An 18708-nucleotide genomic window follows, 5' to 3' on the forward strand; every position below is an offset into this window, starting at 1 on the left:
TAGAAACTGGCGGACAAAAGATAAATTGAGAGGGAATGATGAGTGCCCTTCCACGCTGCAAGCACCCATAGCAAACAGAAAAGTATTCAATAATCGATACAGATAACTGCACCATAGCGAAAAAAGTTATTTCGAATAATCGTTTAAGTGTAGCAGGAAATATCAAGTCATCTTCTGGCATGGCGGATTAGGCGCCATGGACATTTAAAAACTGTGAAAGCCTAGGAGGGAAATCGTGGCGACAACGACAATGTCGCCACGACAAACATCGGGGCACCTTGGGATTTCCACCCATCCGAAAAGTACCACCGACAGAAGATCTGACTTAGTCGACAAACACCCGCGCATTGCGGAACAAGCGCATCCAGCCGGAATCTTCTTTCCACTCATCTGGATGCCAGCTGTTGCTGACAGCTCGGGCAACACGCTCGGGGTGCGGCATCATAATAGTCACGCGGCCATCTTCAGAACTCAGGGAGGTAATACCATTGACCGATCCGTTGGGATTGGCCGGGTAAGTTTGGGTGATTTCCCCTTTGTTATTCAGGTAGCGCATCGCGATAGTACCGGAAGCTTCACACTTCTCCAGCGCCTGCTGGTCGGCAAACTCCACGCGCCCCTCACCGTGAGCAACGGCAACCGGCATGTAAGTACCCGCCATACCTTTAAACAACACGGAAGGTGAGTCTTCAATGCCCACCAGTGCGAAGCGCGCTTCATACTGCTCAGAGAGGTTTCGCACAAAGCGCGGCCAGTGATCCGCACCTGGAATCAGCTCTTTGATCACTGAGAACATCTGGCAACCGTTACACACCCCCAAGCCGAAGGTATCGTTGCGATTGAAGAAGCCCTCAAACTGATCGCGGGCACGATCGTTAAACAGGATGGTTTTAGCCCACCCCTCACCAGCACCCAGTACGTCGCCGTAAGAGAAGCCACCACAGCCCACCAAACCCTTGAACTCATCCAAAGCGACACGACCAGACAGGATGTCACTCATATGTACGTCGACAGCGTTAAAGCCAGCGCGGTGGAAAGAGTGCGCCATTTCCACCTGGCTATTCACGCCCTGCTCTCGCAGTACAGCAACTTTCGGGCGAACACCTCTAGCGATATAGGGTGCGCTGATATCGTCGTTGATATCGAAAGTGAGGTTTACTGTCAGGCCCGGGTCTTCTTTGGCGATTACAGCAAATTCCTGCTCGGCACACTCGGCGTTATCGCGCAGGGATTGGATGCGGAAGCTGGTTTCCGACCAGATCTGCTGCAATTCAGCACGGGAGCGCTTGAAGATTTCAACACCGTTATTGGTGATGCACAGGTGTTCGTTATTGTTCAGGTAACCGATCTTGTGGGTGGGTACACCCACAGCGGCAAAGCGCTGTACCAGCATATCCGCTTCACAGGCGGGAACCTGCAATACCGCACCCAGCTCTTCACTGAACAGCGCCGCAATCGGGTCTTCACCCAATTCGTAGATTTCCACATCCATACCCACGCGGCCGGCAAAGCCCATTTCCGCCAGGGTTGTAAACAGACCGCCGTCGGCGCGGTCGTGGTAGGCCATGATCAGGTCTTCATTCAGAGCCTGCTGTACCACCTCGAAGAAACCTTTCAGCTTCTTGGCATCATCCAGGTCTGCGGGCTTGTCACCCAGCTCGTTGTAGACCTGCGCCAGACAGGAACCGCCCAAGCGATTTTTGCCGGCACCCAGATCGATAAACAGTAACTCACTCTCACCTTTATCGGTGCGCAGCTGCGGTGTCACTGCCTTGCGGACATCAGTTACCGGAGTAAAGGCAGAAATTACCAGAGACAGCGGTGCGGTAACCGCTTTCTGCTCGCCCTCTTCCTCCCAGGCAGTGCGCATAGACATGGAGTCCTTGCCCACCGGGATGGTAATGCCCAATTCAGGACACAACTCCATACCCACCGCTTCTACGGTTCGATAAAGTTTTTCCTCTTCACCCGGATGGCCCGCAGCACACATCCAGTTGGCGGAGAGTTTGATATCGGACAGTTGCTTCACTGGGGTACAGGCGATATTGGTAATTGCCTCACCCACGGCCAGGCGGCCCGAGGCCGGCGCATCCAGCAATGCCACCGGAGTGCGCTCACCCATAGACATGGCTTCACCGGCGTAGCTGTCATAGGCAACGGTAGTTACCGCGCAATCGGCCACCGGCACCTGCCAGGGTCCGACCATCTGATCGCGGGAAACCTGGCCGGTTACAGTGCGGTCACCGATAGTGATCAGGAAGCTCTTGCTAGCCACTGTAGGCAGGCGCAGCACCCGCTCAGCCGCTTCATTCAGATCGATATCGGCAGTGGAAAACGCCTTGGTTTCCACCTGGCGAGTTTCTGCCTCGCGGTGCATGCGCGGCGGCTTGCCGAACAGTACCGACATCGGCAGATCCACCGGCTTGGAATCGAACTGCTTGTCATTTAAGAGCAGGTGTTTGTCTTCGGTGGCCTCACCAACAACGGCGTAAGGCGCGCGCTCGCGCTCACAGATTTGCTCAAAGCGCTCCAGGTCTTCCGGCATAACCGCCAGTACATAGCGCTCCTGGGATTCGTTACACCAGATTTCCAGCGGGCTCATACCCGGCTCATCGCAGGGCACATTGCGCAATTCAAAATTGCCGCCGGTACCGCCATCTTTCACCAGTTCGGGGAAAGCGTTGGACAAACCACCCGCCCCCACATCGTGGATAAAAGCAATGGGATTACTCTCACCCAGCTGCCAGCACTGGTCGATAACCTCCTGGCAGCGACGCTCGATTTCCGGGTTCTGGCGCTGTACCGAAGCGAAATCCAGATCTTCAGAGCTGGAGCCGCTGGCCATACTGGAAGCGGCACCTCCACCAAGGCCAATCAGCATGGCCGGGCCACCCAGCACTACCAGTTTGGCCCCAGGGGAAAATTCGGGCTTCTCTACATGCTCTTCGCGGATATTGCCATAGCCACCAGCCAACATAATCGGCTTGTGATAGCCGCGGCGCTCGCCGTCAAAATTCTCTTCGAAAGTACGGAAGTAACCACAGATATTTGGGCGACCAAATTCGTTGTTAAATGCCGCACCGCCGATGGGACCCTCAATCATAATATCCAGGGCGGTCACGATACGCTCGGGTTTGCCGTAATTGGACTCCCAAGGCTGCTCCCAGCCGGGAATCTGTAGGTTGGAAACTGTAAAGCCGGTCAGACCGACTTTCGGCTTGGATCCGCGACCCACCGCACCCTCATCACGAATTTCACCACCGGCACCGGTACCGGCACCGGGGAAAGGTGCGATCGCTGTAGGGTGGTTATGGGTCTCCACCTTCATCAGCATATGGATAGCTTCATTACTGAAGCTATATTCCTTGCTTTCCGGATCGGGGTAGAAACGACCGGCTACATTGCCCGCCACAACTGCGGCATTATCGGCATAGGCAGACAATACATTGTCACCTCCTTTACGATAGGTATTCTTGATCATGCCAAACAGGGAATGCGGCATCTCTTCGCCGTCGATAGTCCAGGAGGCATTAAAGATCTTGTGGCGGCAATGCTCGGAATTCGCCTGGGCGAACATCATCAACTCTACATCAGTCGGATTACGCTCCAGTTCTTGGAAACTGGTGAGCAGATAATCAATTTCATCTTCGGCAAGAGCCAGGCCCAAGGTAACGTTGGCATCCTCAAGCGCCTCGCGGCCGCCCTTGAGGATATCCACTCCGCGCAATGGGCGCGGTTCTTCTTCGACGAACAGCTGCTCCGCTTGCTCAAAGCCGGAAAACACCACCTCAACCATGCGATCGTGCAGCTGTGAAGCCAGAGCCTGGCGTTCAGCGTCAGTTAATTCCACGCCAGTAAGGTAGTAGGCAATTCCCCGCTCCAGGCGATGGATTTTTGTCAGTCCAGTATTGTGGGCAATATCCGTGGCCTTGGAAGACCAGGGGGAAATAGTACCCGGACGAGGCGCCACCAGGATCAGCTCTCCTTTGGGCTCATGCTGTTCCTCAGTCGGACCATATTGGAGCAGCCGCTCAAGCAGCGCCATCTCCTTGTTATCCAGTGAGTCGCTATCTGCAAAGTGCACGAACTCAGCGTAGAGGTCGTCTATGGTCGGTTGCAGCGCGCGCAGTTGATTGAGCAGTTTTTTATGGCGGAATTTCGACAGTGCGGGAGCACCACGCAGAACTAGCATTGCGGGAGGTTGCCTCTTGTCTGAATGAGAAAAAATGTGCAAAAGAAGGATCGCACAAGGCCCCGAAAATTTGAGAGGCGCAATTGTACCTGAAGCATCGCCAGTCCAACACACCCGCCGACCACTTGCATATACATGAACCAATTAGCAATCAATATGTTCAAAAGGCGAGCAAACTTATTGCTTAAAACCTCCTAAACAAGAGGCGAAAGAAAACTCCTACAAAAGTCCGGCAGGGTTTTCAAGCGCATAGATCACAGTGTCCAAATGCCAAATTGGGCAGATTGACGCCGGATAATGTAAAATTGGCGGACTGTGCCAGCTTTGGCCATAAAAGCCCTGGCGAACCGAACTTCACCGGGCCTTAGGCATAACAGCAATAAAACTAACGGACGAGCTAGAGGGGACAGCCTATGATGATGAAAAGCCGCGTGCTGCGCTATGTCCGCCGCCTGTTAAAAGGGCTGGCCATGTCATGCTGCGCCTCCCTGTTAGTTGCCAGCAAAGCACCGAGTACTCTTGAGCGGATCAAGGCCTCTGGTGAGCTGGTTGTGCTGTCACAAAATGGCCCCACTACATATTACGAAGATGCATCCGGTAATCCCACTGGCTTTGAATATGGAATGCTGCGGGCCTTTGCCGAAGAGCTCGGCGTCAAGCTGGTAATTCGCGACGTTCACGATCTAGACGAAATGTTTGAGCGCCTGCGTGACCCGGAAGAGGGTGCACACTTCGCTGCCGCTGGCCTTACCGTCACTCCGGAGCGCCGTGAGCAGGTACGCTTTACCCCCTCCTACTTCGAAATCCGCCAGCAGGTTATTTATCGTGTTGGTGAGCAGCGCCCACGAAAGACCAGCGACCTGGAGGGCAAGACTGTCGCCGTAATCGCCGGCAGTGCCCACGCGGAGGAACTGAAAAAACTCTCCCAGCGCTACCCACTGTTAGATTGGGAAGAAGTGTCTGATGTGGATGCAATGGAGCTGGTAGAGATGGTACAACAGGGCAAGTACAGCTACGCAGTAGTGGACTCCAATGCTTATGCGGTACACCGCGGCCTTTATCCAAACACCGCTGTTGCTTTCAATCTCACTCAGTTCCAACCGGTCTCCTGGGCTTTCCCTAAGAGCGACGATGACAGCCTCTACCAGAGTGCCCGCCTGTTTATGTTGCGCGCAAACACCAATGGCATGATTGCGCAGCTGCGCGAAGAGTTTTTTGGCCATGTCAGCGACCTGAATGTCGGTGGCGCCCAGGCATTTGCCAAGCGCAGCCGAGAGCGTTTACCAAAGTGGCGTGGAGCGATGCAGAAAGTGGCAGACCAGTATGATCTGGACTGGCACTTGTTGGCGGCGCTCAGTTACCAGGAGTCCTACTGGAACCCACGCGCGCGCTCCCGTACCGGAGTCCGTGGCCTGATGATGCTTACTCTGAATACCGCCAAAGACCTCGGTGTTAACCGGCTCAATCCCGAGGAGAGCATTGAGGGAGGTGCGCGCTATATAGTACAAATTCGCAATAAACTGCCTGAGCGCATTCGTGAGCCCGACAGAACCTGGATGGCACTAGCAGCCTATAACGTGGGCTACGGCCACCTTGAGGACGCCCGCGTCCTCACCGAACGTATGGGCGGCAACCCGGATCTGTGGCCCGATGTGCGCGACCATTTGCCTCTGCTGGCCAAGCGTCAGTATTACAAGACCACCAAACATGGCTACGCACGTGGCTGGGAGCCGGTAACCTATGTGCAGAATATCCGCCATTACCAGGCCCTGCTGAGTTGGAGCAGTCGTATTGAGGAGCAACGCCTGGCTGCAGCCAATGATGCAAATCGCGAAATTCTTGCTGACGGCAGCGCAATAGAAGCCGAAGCTAGCGCAGCTCCGGCACTCTAGCCCAGCCGTATTAAGTCCCGCCAACCTTCTGGCAAAAAAGATAAATCTCCCGGCTCATCAATATCTGCCAGCGCCTCCAGGCGCTGGCAATTCATTCCACACTCCCAAAGTCTATCCAGAGTCTGCCGGGCAACAACCTCAGTACTCCAGTGAATATCCTCAAACAGCCGCACCTGTATTTCCTTGAGCCCTAATAACGCATAGCCACCATCTTTTGCCGGATACATTACCGCATCAGACACCTGTAGCTCTTCTGCAGCAGCTCGCAAACGCTGCGCGGTAAGGGACGGACAGTCGGTACCAAGCAAAAGAAGCCCCTGCCCCAATGCTCGTGCGTTTCCCGTAGCATGCCAAAGGCGCTGACCAAGGCTGCCTTGGGACTGCCCATAAACAGTGACTCCCGCAGGCAATGGGAAACCCCGCCAAAAAGCGTGGGACGGATCAGGTGTCACATGCAGCTCCACGGGTCCCAGCTCAGCTCTCACACACTCTTCAAGGGTATGGCGCAACAACTTCTCCGCAAGCGACGCGGCTCCCTGCTCCCCCAGTGCCGGAATAAGACGGGTCTTGGCATAACCAGCCAGTGGAGCCTTAGCCATCACCACAAGGCGCAGGAACTTCCTCGAAAGACGACTACTCATAGCGCCTAGCCAGGGTATCTGCAGGCACGCCGCGCCAATAAGCAAAACGCAAGCGCCACATCAGCAATACCGTGCGCAACACCCCAAATTTTTCCCAGCGTCGCCCAGAGGTTGAGACTCTTTGATGGAGACAATAGGGACGGCTTATTTTTAACAACTGCCGACTTAGCTCAACATCCTCCATCAATGGCTGCCTGGCATAACCGCCAATTTTTTCAAAAAGAGTACGCCGGACAAAAATCGCCTGGTCACCAGTGGCGATACCACTTAGACGTGAACGCCAATTAATCAGGTTGGAAATTAGGGGAAACCACAAACTCCGCCCTTCAATACGAATATTAAAGCGGCCCCACTCTGCTCCCTGAGCCACTGCCGATGCAACCGCACTCAATGCACCCTGGGGCAGGCGTGTATCCGCGTGTAAAAACAGCAGCCAGTTCCCACAGGCAATGGCTGCACCTGCATTCATTTGCGAGGCTCGGCCGCGCGGGGAAGTAATTACCTGGAACCCCTCAGCAGTAGCAATTTCCACACTGCCATCAATGCTACCACCATCCACCAGGATAATTTCACAGCTGGTAAAAGCCTTAAGTTCTTTTAACTGCACAATTAAATCGGGCAGTTGCTCCCGCTCATTCAACAGCGGAACTACAACAGAATACTGCACTAACCCCGTCTCCAACGATGAAACACTTCGAGCCAACGCAACAACCCCTTGGGCGCATGGGCTCGTTTCCAGTTTCCTGCAACAAATTTATTGCCTTCAGTCATAGTCGGATAGATATGAATGGTAGATAGGATTTTATTCAGTCCAAAACCCTGCTTCATAGCAAACACAAACTCGGCTATAAGCTCCGCAGCATTCTCACCAACAATTGAAACACCCAGTATTTTATCTTTACCCGGTACTGTAAGCACTTTAATAAAACCCCGTGCCGCGCCATCCACGATAGCGCGATCCAGATCATCAAGGTTGTAGCGAGTTACCTCATAGGCAATAGCACGCTGCTCCGCCTCATGCTCACTAAGCCCAACGCTGGCCACCTCTGGATCAATAAAGATTGCCCGAGGTACCAGTGAATAATCCACAGCAAATTTCTTGATATCGCCGAAAAGGCCATTCACTGCTGCATACCAGGCCTGGTGCGAAGCCATATGGGTAAACTGAAATGGGCCCGCGAGATCCCCAGCTGCAAGAATATGGGGGTAACGAGTGCGCAGGAAGGCATCCGTTGTCAATTTACCATCTTGCAGTAAGTCCAGTTTTTCCAATCCAAACCCTTTAGTCCTGGCACGCCTGCCAAGTGCCAGGATAACTTCATCAAATGTCACCTGTGTTTCACCCACGGCATTACGCAAGTTTAATACCCCCTCTCGGCGATCTTCACTTCCAGTAAAAGAGACCGCCTCATGCCCAGTGAGAAGACACACTCCTTCAGATTCCAATGCCAGGGAAACAGCTTGCGACACTTCGTGGTCCTCCTGGGGGAGCAAACGTTCATCTCGCTCTATCAAGGTAACTCTTGACCCCAAGCGGGTGAATGCCTGAGCCAACTCACAACCGATGGCACCACCTCCCAGTAATACCAATCTATGCGGTGCCTTATTCAACTGAGCAAACCTATCCCAGAGTGTTTCGCTAGTCAGATAATTAACCGTGTCGAGGCCGGGGAATGGTGGCACTGTAGGTTCAGCACCGGTGGCCAGAATAATGGCTCGTCCCCGTAGGGACTTTTCACCACCACTATGCAACGTGATATCGACTGTCCAGGGATCTACTAATCGCGCGTACCCTTTTATTACTTCCACACCGAGATCTGAGTAACGCTCCACACTATCGTGAGGCTCAATCTGCTGGATAGATTCACGCACATGGCGCATCACCCCGGGAAAATCAATCTCCGGTTCCGGCAGGCGCACACCAAAATTACTCGCAGTGCGCGCGGAGTGTGCCACACGAGCACATTTGATCAACGCCTTACTGGGCACACAGCCGGTATTCAGGCAGTCCCCGCCCATATTTCCCGACTCGATCAAAGTCACCTTGGCTTTTACCGCCGCAGAAATGTAGGCACTCACCAAGCCCGCAGCGCCTGCACCAATAACAATGATATTGCGATCAAACTTTTTGGGTTTTCTCATTGGAGTCACTCACTTGGCCTCACGGCGACGTTTAAGCCAGTTGAGGAAGTATTTTGCCAATAGCGGGAATATACCCAATAGGGCAAAAGACAATAACAATTGCGGAGAAGCGATATCCTTCAGATTGTCTATACGAGCGAGTTGTGTGCCGGCATTAACGTAAACAATCGTAGCCGCCAGCATGCCTAATTGGCTCACCCAATAAAATGTCCAGACTCGAAGGTGGGTTAATCCCATCAGAATATTGATCAGAAAAAATGGGAAGATTGGTACGAGACGCAAAGCAAAAAGATAAAAGGCGCCCTCCCTCTCAATACCGTTATTTACAACCTGCAGGCGTACAGCAAACTTCTCTTGAACATAGTCACGAAATAAATAGCGGGCCATCAGAAACGCCAGGGTGGCTCCAATACTGGAAGCGAAGGATACAATGACAGTGCCCCACAACAAGCCAAAAATAGCACCCGCGGCAATAGTGAGAATCGCAGCACCGGGTAAGGATAAACCGGTTACCAAAATGTAAAAAACTAGAAACAGGAAGCTCACCAGAAATGGCGATGAGGCTTTCCATTGCTGAAACTGCTCACCGCCTTCCTGCAGCTTTTCCAGGCTCAACCAGTGGTGTAAATCAAATGCGTAAAAAGCAATCACCAATATCACGATAATCGCCAGCAGCAGTATTTTTTTTCTCATGGCATTCCCGCCCTCCGGCTATTAAACCCTATCCCCTTACAGTGCCCCACCGCAACTGCTGCCCTGCCCCGCAGTACAGCCATAGCAATGATCAGCCACACAAACTGCCGAATCTTTAAGATCAGCTTCGAGTAAATCACGCAGATGCAATCGGCCTGGCACTGGTATATTCAACTGCTGGTTAAAGTCGCAGTCATATAAATTCCCCTGCCAGTCAACACTCACCAGACTGCGACACATCACGCCCTCAAGATTAGATGCAGAGTAGCTCTCCCGAAGCAGCGTCATATAGTCTTTAAACTGCCCTTTGGAAATCAGCATGGAACCGAAGCGTTTGATGGGCATATTGGCGAGAGCAAAGAGGTGATTAAATTCAATTCCAAAATGCGCGGCCAACTCTCGTCGATAGTCTGCCTCCAGGGCCCCCTGCTCCGGGGGTAAAAAAGCACCCTGGGGGTTATAGACCAGGTTAAGCTGAAGGCCAGTTTCCGACTTGCCATAGCCCAAGGCATTTAGCTTCTGCAATCCGGCAATACTTTTATCAAAAACCCCTTTGCCTCGCTGCTTATCTACATTTTCCATGGAGTAGCAGGGTAGAGAGGCAACCACTTCCACATGGTTCTGCGCGAGAAACTCTGCTGTATCCTGCTGTCCTGGCTCAAATAATATTGTGAGATTGCAGCGATCTATTACATGCACACCCAGCGCCCGTGCAGCTTTCACCAAAGACCGAAACCCGTTGTGGAGCTCTGGTGCACCCCCAGTGATATCCAGGGTTCGCACCCCCCTTGCCTTGATAACGCCCAGTAGTAACTCCAGATTGTCGTCCGACATCATCTCGGTACGATTGGGACCTGCATTCACATGGCAGTGCACACAACTCTGGTTGCAGCGATAACCGATATTTATTTGCAGGGTTTCAATAGCCTCACGGCGAATCGCCGGGAAGTCCGATATTTCCAGTAACGGTAATGTTTCGTGCATTCCCCTCAGTGCTCCATTTCTTCAGGCACTGCTTCTGTCGGCGTAAGTAGCGGCTTTATTACAGCTTGTTTTTCCTCTGGCATCGCATCGACAGGTGTCACCAACCCGCTCGCCAATGCAGTATGGGCGGCGGATTCAGGTTGCTCAGTACCGAGCAAGCGGATTGCCTCTGCGGCAATCTTTTGAGCACGGGCGGCATTTTGCTGCAAATTGGCGATAGCCACGTCCGCTGTCACCGCCTCTTCCCGAGGGTGCCAACAATCATAATCTGTTGCCATGGCGAGAGTTGCATAAGCCATCTGCGCTTCGCGGGCGAGTTTTGCCTCCGGCATATTGGTCATTCCGATCACCGAAGCATTCATACTGCGATACCAGTGCGACTCAGCTCGGGTAGAGAACTGGGGTCCTTCAATACAGATATAACTGCCACCTCGATGCAACCTGATCGGCTCTTCTCCCTGGGTATTGGCAAAAGCCCGCGCCAGGCTATCCGCCACAGCAGGGCATACCGGATCAGCCATGGAAACATGGGCTACAGCACCATCGCCAAAGAAAGTACTCTCCCGTTTGCGGGTCATATCGATAAACTGATCCGGGATCAGCATATCCAGTGGACGCACCTCTTCCTGGAGGGAGCCCACGGCAGAAAGGGAAAGAACATAGCGTACGCCCAACTGGCGCAATGCGTGGATATTGGCTTGATAGGGCACCTGGGAGGGAATCAGCCGATGACCGCGTCCATGGCGGGCAAGGAAAGCAACAGGAATACCATGAAGCTTGCCGCAGGCAATTGCATCCGAGGTGCCACCAAAGGGGGTCCCCATCTGGACTTCCTCCACCTCGGTTAACCCTTGCATCTCATAAAGACCGCTACCGCCGATAACACCGATTAAAGCCCTGGCCATGTCCACTCCTAAACAGTTGGTTTTTCCGCAGTATAGGAGTGCTCCTAGACCGTGTATATCACTGACATGTAAACAAAAATTAAGCGCGAGCAAAGCGGTCAACCTCAGCTTGGGAGGCCCTTCCCCATTGGGTCACATCAAAGGCAGAGGGCATGCAGAGAAACATTCCTTGTACATATGGTGATCAATGCACTATATTTACCCGGACATAAATATTTAACCCGGGTAAATATAGAGAAGTACTTTGGCTACTGACTATATCGCTATCGACCAGCAACAGATTGTTGCGCGGGGGACATTGGAAGTAATTGTGCGCCGGGTGAAGAGTATGGGCACAACCCATGAGCCCATGGTCTTTGAAGCCGATAGCTGTAAACGGATAGAGGTGGATTGGCACGGAGATACCGAGGAAGTACTGGCAGCCTTATCGGTGGATGTACCGGCCCCGAAAACTAAACGTGGACGCCCCAAGTTAGGCGTTATTCCCAAGGAGGTTACCCTGCTTCCCCGTCACTGGGAATGGCTGGGTCAGCAGCCTGGCGGTGCTTCTGCCACTCTTCGTAAGCTGGTGGAGCAGGCACAAAAGCACGTTTCGCTTGAGGAGAGAATCACCGCAAAACAGCATCAACTCGATAGATTCATGCTGTTAGTTGCAGGAGATACTCCAGGCTTCGAAGAGGCCAGTCGTGCACTGTACAGAAACAGCAAGGTCGGCTTTGAAAAAGCCATTCAATTTTGGCCTGAGGACCTCAAACAACTTTTATTGAGTAAGTTTAATGAGGTCGCAGAGATGCACAGCGGCAATTTGTAAAGTGAACTTACTATGACTCATCAACACGACAATATTTTTGTTAACGGCGCCTTACTGCCGGTTTTCTTTAAGACTGCTGCGCCTATTATTCTGATAATGCTGGTAAACGGCTCGTTTACCCTATTAGATGCCTATTTCCTGGGGAAATATGTAGGAGCTGAAGCATTAGCCGCAGTAACCTTAACATTCCCAATGTTTATGTTACTGGTAGCACTTTCTTCATTAATCTCCAGCGGATATTCGAGTGTATTGGCCAGATTACTCGGCGCGGGAGAAAAAGATAAAGCGAGGCAGGCATTTTCCCAAGCTATTACACTGGCTCTGGTGGTTTGCACTGTGTTGATGTTGTTATTTGTGGCTTGGGGTAAACAATTAACACTATTAGTTGCCAATGGCTCAGCAGATCTAGCAGGGATGGGGTACACCTATTTAACGATATTAATCTTCCTTTCCCCAACTCTGTTTATCAGTTCTGTGAATTCCGATACTTTGCGATGCGAAGGGCAACTGTCGCTAATGGCGATGGTTTCCCTTGCGTCGGTAATGCTCAATATTATTTTCAATTATATTTTTATTGCGCACTTGGAGATGGGGGTGGCCGGCTCTGCTTATGGCACTGCCCTTGCACAGGCAATCGCCCTTTTGATAGTGGCGTGCTATCGCCATTATGGCCGCACGGTGATTGATACACAGATTATCCGGATCTCAAGCAGGCGTGATTTTTGGCCTGGATACCTATCTTTGGGCTTACCATCCAGCTTAAGTTACATCGGTGTATCACTCACATCTATTGCTGTAATTTTTAGTATCCAGGCCTGGGGGGTTAGTAACTACGATGCGACAGTAGGAGCCTATGGGATCACTACCCGTATTATGACCTTTATCTTCCTGCCACTTCTCGGGCTGAGCCAGGCATTTCAGACTCTGATCGGCAATAATGTTGGCGCTAAAAGCTGGTCTCGGTCCGACAGCAGTATCAATATCGCTTTAACAGTAGCGTTCGGTTACTGCCTCGCTTTACAGCTTGGCGTGTTAATACTGAAAGACTCTTTGGGAGCCTTATTTGTCAGCGATAAACAGATTATTACAGAGGTTGCACGTATCCTGCCCATGATGACGCTGGTCTATTTTTTGGCCGGACCACTCATGATGATCAGCACATTTTTCCAGGCTATAGGCGATGCCAAACGTGCCGCCATTCTCGGAATTGCAAAAACTTACGTTTTCGTTTTGCCACTCATTTTGATTTTACCCCCACTCATGGGCGAAGTGGGAATATGGTATGCGGGTCCAGTCGCGGAACTCATGCTGCTTATATTAACGGCTTTTATCCTTTATCAGCGGGGACGCAATCACGGTCAAAAATATGGTTTATATGGTACTCAGCAAACATCCGGCTGATTATTTCCAATCCAAATAGAAAAACATTCCTGAAATATTTTTGAGATCAAATAAAAAAGGCCGCTTCGAAAGAAGCGGCCTTTTCACAGACAAGGTACTTACCCAGCTCTTACCAGCCAGTAACTTCCTTCAGAGCGTCGCCAATCTGAGCCAGGGAGCGCACGGTTTTAACACCCGCGTCTTCCAGAGCAGCGAACTTCTCGTCAGCGGTGCCTTTACCACCGGAGATAATCGCGCCCGCGTGACCCATGCGCTTGCCGGGAGGAGCCGTTACACCGGCGATATAGGAAACGACCGGCTTGGTAACATTTTCCTTGATGTAAGCCGCCGCTTCTTCTTCAGCAGTACCACCGATCTCACCGATCATAACAATCGCTTCGGTCTGCGGGTCATTCTGGAACATTTCCAGGATATCGATGAAGTTGGAGCCCGGGATGGGGTCGCCACCGATGCCCACACAGGTGGACTGACCGAAGCCGTAGTCGGTAGTTTGCTTAACCGCTTCATAGGTCAGAGTACCGGAACGGGAAACGATGCCCACTTTACCCGGCTTGTGGATATGACCCGGCATAATACCGATCTTGCACTCACCGGGAGTGATCACACCCGGGCAGTTCGGGCCAATCAGGCGCACACCCAGCTCGTCGCACTTCACTTTAGCGTCGAGCATATCCAGGGTCGGGATACCTTCGGTGATACAAACGATCAGTTTGATACCAGCGTTGGCCGCTTCCAGGATGGAATCCTTACAGAAAGGCGCAGGTACGTAGATTACGGAAGCTTCTGCACCGGTCTCTTCTACCGCTTCTTTCACGGTGTTGAATACCGGCAGGCCCAGGTGAGTCTGGCCGCCTTTACCCGGAGTTACACCACCAACCATCTTGGTGCCGTAAGCAATCGCTTGCTCGGAGTGGAAAGTACCCTGGGAGCCGGTGAAGCCCTGGCAGATTACTTTGGTGTCTTTGTTAATCAGTACTGACATGATTATTTACCCTCCGCAGCTTTAACCACTTGCTGAGCCGCATCGGTCAGGCTCGTAGCCGCGATAATGTTCAGGCCACTGTCGCTCAGAACCTTGGCGCCCAGGTCTGCGTTGTTACCTTCCAGACGCACAACAACCGGTACTTTAACGCCTACTTCTTTTACTGCGCCCACAACGCCTTCGGCGATCATGTCACAGCGAACGATACCACCGAAGATGTTGATCAATACCGCTTTGACATTCTCGTCGGACAGGATGATCTTGAACGCTTCAACAACACGCTCTTTGGTGGCGCCGCCGCCAACATCCAGGAAGTTAGCCGGCTTGCCGCCGTGCAGGTTGACGATGTCCATGGTACCCATGGCCAGACCAGCGCCGTTTACCATGCAGCCGATATTGCCATCCAGCGCTACGTAGTTCAGATCGAACTTGGCAGCGTGCGCTTCACGCGCGTCATCCTGAGAAGGATCGTGCATTTCGCGCAGGTCCGCGTGGCGGTACAACGCGTTGCTGTCGATAACCACTTTGGCATCCAGGCAGTGCAGGTTGCCTTCGGTGGTGATTACCAGCGGGTTGATTTCCAGCAGGGCCAGATCTTTTTCCTGGAACATTTTTGCCAGGCCGAGGAAGATCTTGGTGAACTGCTTAACCTGAGTCGGGTTCAGGCCCAGTTTGAAAGCCAGCTCGCGTGCCTGGTAAGGCTGAGCACCCACCAGCGGGTCGATAGTGGCTTTGAGGATTTTTTCCGGGGTCTCTTCCGCTACTTTCTCGATCTCAACGCCGCCTTCGGTGGAAGCCATGAAAACGATACGACGGGTAGAGCGGTCAACAACGGCGCCGAGGTACAGCTCTTGATCAATGTCGGTGCAGCTCTCAACCAGGATACGGGAAACTGGCTGGCCATTTTCGTCTGTTTGATAAGTTACCAGACGCTCGCCCAGCCACTTCCTGGCAAACTCTTCAATTTCTGCCTTGGAATCTACCAGCTTTACACCGCCAGCCTTACCGCGGCCACCAGCGTGCACCTGGGCCTTTACTACCCACTTATCACCGCCAATTTCGTCAGCCGCTGCTACTGCCGCTGCCGGGGTTTCCGCTGCAATGCCTTTGGAAACCGGCAATCCGTATGCCGCAAACAGTTGTTTGCCCTGATACTCATGCAAGTTCATAGTCAATACCAATTCACATATAAAATGTGTTTACTAATTGCAGATCTCTCTGCACCTGAAAGACAAAACTCAAAATTTCCGTCGTTGCAAATTTTGAACTTCGCAAATGAAACCGGGGCAGCTAATTAATGAATAATTAGTACCCCGACATCGAAAAAACTTCTTACTTACGCTTCTTGCGATTTACGGTATGAATCGCATGGCCGTTTACGCCCAATGCCGCTTCCTTCACGGTCTCGGACAGAGTCGGGTGTGCGAATACGGTCATACCGATGTCTTCGGCGCTGGAGCCGAATTCCATCGCGATCGCCACTTGCTGAACCAGATCGGCAGCAGATGGGCCAACGATGTGGGCACCCAGTACACGGTCAGTTTCCGCATGCGCAATGATTTTCACAAAGCCCTGGGTATCGTTGGCGGCCATGGCACGACCGTTGATCGCAAACGGGAAGCTGCCTACGTTGTAGGGCTCGCCATCAGCCTTCACCTGCTCTTCGGTACGACCGACCGCAGCGATTTCCGGGTGAGTGTAAATAACATTGGGGATCACGTCGTAGTTCATCATTGGCTTCTGACCGGCGATGCGCTCAGCGACTACAACACCTTCTTCAGAAGCCTTGTGCGCCAGCATCGGACCGCGTACCACGTCACCGATCGCCCATACGCCCGGTGCAGAAGTCATGCACAGGTCGTTGACATAGATGAATCCACGCTCATCCATCTTCACGCCGGCATCTTCAGATAACAGGCCTTCGGTGTAAGGACGACGGCCAACGCAAACAATCAGCTTGTCGAAAGTTTCCTGGTGCTCTTTACCATCTTTATCCTGGTAAGTAACAACCACTTCCTCGCCCTTCACTTCGGAGCCGGTTACGCGGCAAGCGAGGCGGATATCCAGGCCCTGCTTTTTGAAGATCTTCTGGGATTCTTTGGCAACCTGTTGGTCCATGATCGCCAGGAACTTATCCATCGCTTCCAGAACAACCACTTCAGAGCCCAGGCGGTTCCATACTGAACCGAGCTCCAGACCGATAACGCCGGCACCGATAACGCCCAAACGCTTGGGCGTTTCAGAGAATTCCAGAGCGCCGGTGGAGTCGACAATAATTTTATTGTCTACCGGAGCAGGCGGAATATTTACCGGTACAGAACCGGAAGCCAGAATGACATTTTCGGCTTCGTAGATAGTGCTGTTGCCTTCGTCGTCGGTAACTTCCACTTTCTTGTTCGCCAGCAATTTGCCGGTACCGAAAATGGAGGTCACTTTATTGGCGGTGAACAGGCCCGCTACGCCGCCAGTCAGCTTCTTAACGATCTCGCCCTTGCGCTCGATCATCTTGCTCACATCCATCTTGACCTTGCCGACTTCAATGCCGTGCACGTCGAGAGCGTCTTTGGCCTCGTGGTACTTCCAGGAGCTGTCCAGCAGTGCCTTGGAGGGAATACAACCTACGTTCAGGCAGGTACCGCCGTTTACGTATTTGCCTTCCTTGTTTTTCCACTTTTCAATACAAGCAGTCTTCAGGCCCAGCTGAGCGGCACGGATGGCAGCGACATAACCACCAGGACCAGAGCCGATTACGATTACGTCAAATTTTTCCGACATGATCAGTTCCAGATATTTCTAATGCAGTGTGATCGAGGGGCCCCATAGGCCCCAGAACTTATTTTTTAAACTTCGAGCAAGATACGCGCTGGATCTTCGATCATTTCCTTGATCGCTACCAGGAAGCCAACCGCTTCTTTACCATCGATCAGACGGTGGTCATAGGACAGCGCCAGGTACATCATCGGCAGGATTTCCACCTTGCCATCTACCGCCATTGGGCGCTCCTGGATCTTGTGCATACCCAGGATTGCAGTTTGCGGCGGGTTCAGGATCGGAGTAGACAGCAGGGAACCGAATACACCACCGTTGGTGATGGTGAAGGTGCCGCCGGTCATCTCTTCAATAGACAGCTTGCCATCGCGGGCGCGAACGCCCAGATCGCGGATATTGTTTTCCATATCCGCCAGGCCCATATTTTCGGCGTTACGCAGAATCGGCACAACCAGGCCTTTCGGCGAGGAAACCGCTACACCGATATCCTGGTAACCGTGGTAAACGATATCGTTGCCATCGATAGACGCGTTCACCGCCGGGTAGCGCTTCAGAGCCTCCACCGCAGCTTTTACGAAGAAGCCCATAAAGCCCAGGCGAGTACCGTTGTGGGTCTTCTCGAACAGGTCTTTGTAGTTCTTACGCAGGTCCATGACCGGCTTCATATTCACCTCGTTAAAGGTGGTGAGCATGGCGGTGGACTGGGATGCATCCAGCAGGCGCTCGGCAATACGCTTGCGCATGCGGGTCATAGGAACACGCTTCTCTACGCGCTCACCCGGGGTCACAGCCACTTCGGCAGCGGCGACGGGGGCAGCAGCTGCAGGTGCAGTACCCGCTTTCATGACATCTTCTTTGAGAACACGGCCACCTTTACCAGTGCCTTCCACACCAGCCAGATCAACGCCTTTTTCGGCCGCCATTTTCTTGGCGGACGGCATGGCGATTTTCTCACCGGCAGCGGGTGCTGCAGATTCAGCAGCAGGTGCTTCGGCCTTTGCTTCCGCCGGAGCGGCAGCGGCGCCGGCACCCGGCTCAAACTTGGCGATCACTTCATTGGAGAGAACCGTGTCGCCCTCGTCCTTAATGATCTCGGAGAGAGCGCCGTCTGCCGGCGCAACCACTTCCAGTACCACTTTGTCGGTCTCAATATCCACGATCAGTTCATCGCGGGACACGGCTTCACCGGGTTTTTTATGCCAGGTGGCGACAGTACCGTCCTGAACGGATTCCGGGAAAGTTGGCGCTTTAATCTCGATCGTCATTTTTCCTGTTTCCTGAGATTGTCTCTGCTTA

At 52.7% G+C, this 18708-nt stretch carries 14 protein-coding genes; 3 read left to right on the forward strand and 11 right to left on the reverse strand.

Annotated elements, in window-relative coordinates; translation table 11 throughout:
• Window positions 1–325: 325 nt before the first annotated feature.
• Window positions 326–4192 carry a phosphoribosylformylglycinamidine synthase gene (purL, locus tag ACJJJB_RS13710; protein ID WP_445365054.1) on the reverse strand — a complete coding sequence of 1289 codons (3867 nt, stop codon included), beginning with the start codon at window positions 4190–4192 and terminating at the stop codon, window positions 326–328.
• A 413-nt stretch (window positions 4193–4605) separates the two neighbouring features.
• Between purL and mltF the strand changes: the two genes are divergently transcribed.
• Window positions 4606–6084, forward strand: coding sequence for a membrane-bound lytic murein transglycosylase MltF (gene mltF / locus ACJJJB_RS13715; protein ID WP_020412693.1), 1479 nt, complete (start codon window positions 4606–4608; stop codon window positions 6082–6084).
• On the opposite strand, the gene ACJJJB_RS13720 is transcribed toward mltF, so the two are convergent.
• The 6 genes from ACJJJB_RS13720 to mtnP are packed head-to-tail and all read right to left on the reverse strand — an operon-like array spanning window position 6081 to window position 11449.
• The gene (locus ACJJJB_RS13720; protein ID WP_026305009.1) at window positions 6081–6725 is read right to left on the reverse strand and encodes a TIGR04282 family arsenosugar biosynthesis glycosyltransferase; all 645 of its coding nucleotides are present in this window, start codon (window positions 6723–6725) and stop codon (window positions 6081–6083) included. The genes mltF and ACJJJB_RS13720 overlap by 4 nt on opposite strands.
• Window positions 6718–7392 carry a TIGR04283 family arsenosugar biosynthesis glycosyltransferase gene (locus ACJJJB_RS13725; RefSeq protein ID WP_020412691.1) on the reverse strand — a complete coding sequence of 225 codons (675 nt, stop codon included), beginning with the start codon at window positions 7390–7392 and terminating at the stop codon, window positions 6718–6720. The genes ACJJJB_RS13720 and ACJJJB_RS13725 overlap by 8 nt, the downstream gene beginning before the upstream one ends.
• Window positions 7392–8867 carry a dihydrolipoyl dehydrogenase family protein gene (locus ACJJJB_RS13730; RefSeq protein WP_444901130.1) on the reverse strand — a complete coding sequence of 492 codons (1476 nt, stop codon included), beginning with the start codon at window positions 8865–8867 and terminating at the stop codon, window positions 7392–7394. Before ACJJJB_RS13730 ends, ACJJJB_RS13725 begins: the two co-directional genes overlap by 1 nt.
• A 9-nt stretch (window positions 8868–8876) precedes the next feature.
• Window positions 8877–9560 carry a TVP38/TMEM64 family protein gene (locus ACJJJB_RS13735; protein WP_020412689.1) on the reverse strand — a complete coding sequence of 228 codons (684 nt, stop codon included), beginning with the start codon at window positions 9558–9560 and terminating at the stop codon, window positions 8877–8879.
• A 36-nt stretch (window positions 9561–9596) separates the two neighbouring features.
• Window positions 9597–10544, reverse strand: a complete 948-nt coding sequence (arsS, locus tag ACJJJB_RS13740) for an arsenosugar biosynthesis radical SAM (seleno)protein ArsS (protein ID WP_445365055.1) — start codon at window positions 10542–10544, stop codon at window positions 9597–9599.
• A gap of 5 nt (window positions 10545–10549) precedes the next feature.
• Window positions 10550–11449 (reverse strand): S-methyl-5'-thioadenosine phosphorylase, encoded by a 900-nt coding sequence (gene mtnP / locus ACJJJB_RS13745; RefSeq protein WP_282952696.1) that lies wholly within the window; start codon window positions 11447–11449, stop codon window positions 10550–10552.
• A gap of 244 nt (window positions 11450–11693) precedes the next feature.
• Here mtnP and ACJJJB_RS13750 point away from each other — a divergent pair, with 244 nt between their 5' ends.
• Together ACJJJB_RS13750 and ACJJJB_RS13755 are read left to right on the forward strand one after the other, a co-directional pair.
• Window positions 11694–12260: a DUF2239 family protein gene (locus ACJJJB_RS13750; protein ID WP_445365056.1), complete on the forward strand. Its 567-nt coding sequence runs from the start codon at window positions 11694–11696 to the stop codon at window positions 12258–12260.
• A 12-nt stretch (window positions 12261–12272) separates the two neighbouring features.
• Entirely contained in the window at window positions 12273–13661 is a 1389-nt protein-coding gene (locus ACJJJB_RS13755) for an MATE family efflux transporter (RefSeq protein ID WP_020412685.1), read from the forward strand.
• Window positions 13662–13770: 109 nt separating this feature from the next.
• Here ACJJJB_RS13755 and sucD read toward each other — a convergent pair whose 3' ends face one another.
• The 4 genes from sucD to odhB all read right to left on the reverse strand — a co-directional run bounded on the left by sucD (window position 13771) and on the right by odhB (window position 18677).
• Window positions 13771–14643 (reverse strand): succinate--CoA ligase subunit alpha, encoded by an 873-nt coding sequence (gene sucD / locus ACJJJB_RS13760; RefSeq protein ID WP_226645469.1) that lies wholly within the window; start codon window positions 14641–14643, stop codon window positions 13771–13773.
• Window positions 14644–14645: 2 nt separating this feature from the next.
• Window positions 14646–15812, reverse strand: a complete 1167-nt coding sequence (gene sucC / locus ACJJJB_RS13765) for an ADP-forming succinate--CoA ligase subunit beta (protein WP_282952692.1) — start codon at window positions 15810–15812, stop codon at window positions 14646–14648.
• Window positions 15813–15975: 163 nt separating this feature from the next.
• Window positions 15976–17418 carry a dihydrolipoyl dehydrogenase gene (gene lpdA, locus ACJJJB_RS13770; RefSeq protein ID WP_353376065.1) on the reverse strand — a complete coding sequence of 481 codons (1443 nt, stop codon included), beginning with the start codon at window positions 17416–17418 and terminating at the stop codon, window positions 15976–15978.
• A 65-nt stretch (window positions 17419–17483) separates the two neighbouring features.
• Complete coding sequence (gene odhB / locus ACJJJB_RS13775) at window positions 17484–18677, reverse strand: 2-oxoglutarate dehydrogenase complex dihydrolipoyllysine-residue succinyltransferase (protein ID WP_282952690.1); 1194 nt, start codon at window positions 18675–18677, stop codon at window positions 17484–17486.
• Window positions 18678–18708 lie beyond the last annotated feature (31 nt).

Source organism: Microbulbifer variabilis, from assembly GCF_052468405.1.

Coding starts and splice junctions, on each gene's coding strand:
- ACJJJB_RS13730 (WP_444901130.1), bottom strand. CDS start 8,867: ATGAGAAAACCCAAAAAGTTTGATCGCAATATCATTGTTATTGGTGCA.
- purL (WP_445365054.1), bottom strand. CDS start 4,192: ATGCTAGTTCTGCGTGGTGCTCCCGCACTGTCGAAATTCCGCCATAAA.
- sucC (WP_282952692.1), bottom strand. CDS start 15,812: ATGAACTTGCATGAGTATCAGGGCAAACAACTGTTTGCGGCATACGGA.
- ACJJJB_RS13755 (WP_020412685.1), top strand. CDS start 12,273: ATGACTCATCAACACGACAATATTTTTGTTAACGGCGCCTTACTGCCG.
- odhB (WP_282952690.1), bottom strand. CDS start 18,677: ATGACGATCGAGATTAAAGCGCCAACTTTCCCGGAATCCGTTCAGGAC.
- mltF (WP_020412693.1), top strand. CDS start 4,606: ATGATGATGAAAAGCCGCGTGCTGCGCTATGTCCGCCGCCTGTTAAAA.
- ACJJJB_RS13735 (WP_020412689.1), bottom strand. CDS start 9,560: ATGAGAAAAAAAATACTGCTGCTGGCGATTATCGTGATATTGGTGATT.
- ACJJJB_RS13720 (WP_026305009.1), bottom strand. CDS start 6,725: ATGAGTAGTCGTCTTTCGAGGAAGTTCCTGCGCCTTGTGGTGATGGCT.
- arsS (WP_445365055.1), bottom strand. CDS start 10,544: ATGCACGAAACATTACCGTTACTGGAAATATCGGACTTCCCGGCGATT.
- mtnP (WP_282952696.1), bottom strand. CDS start 11,449: ATGGCCAGGGCTTTAATCGGTGTTATCGGCGGTAGCGGTCTTTATGAG.
- lpdA (WP_353376065.1), bottom strand. CDS start 17,418: ATGTCGGAAAAATTTGACGTAATCGTAATCGGCTCTGGTCCTGGTGGT.
- sucD (WP_226645469.1), bottom strand. CDS start 14,643: ATGTCAGTACTGATTAACAAAGACACCAAAGTAATCTGCCAGGGCTTC.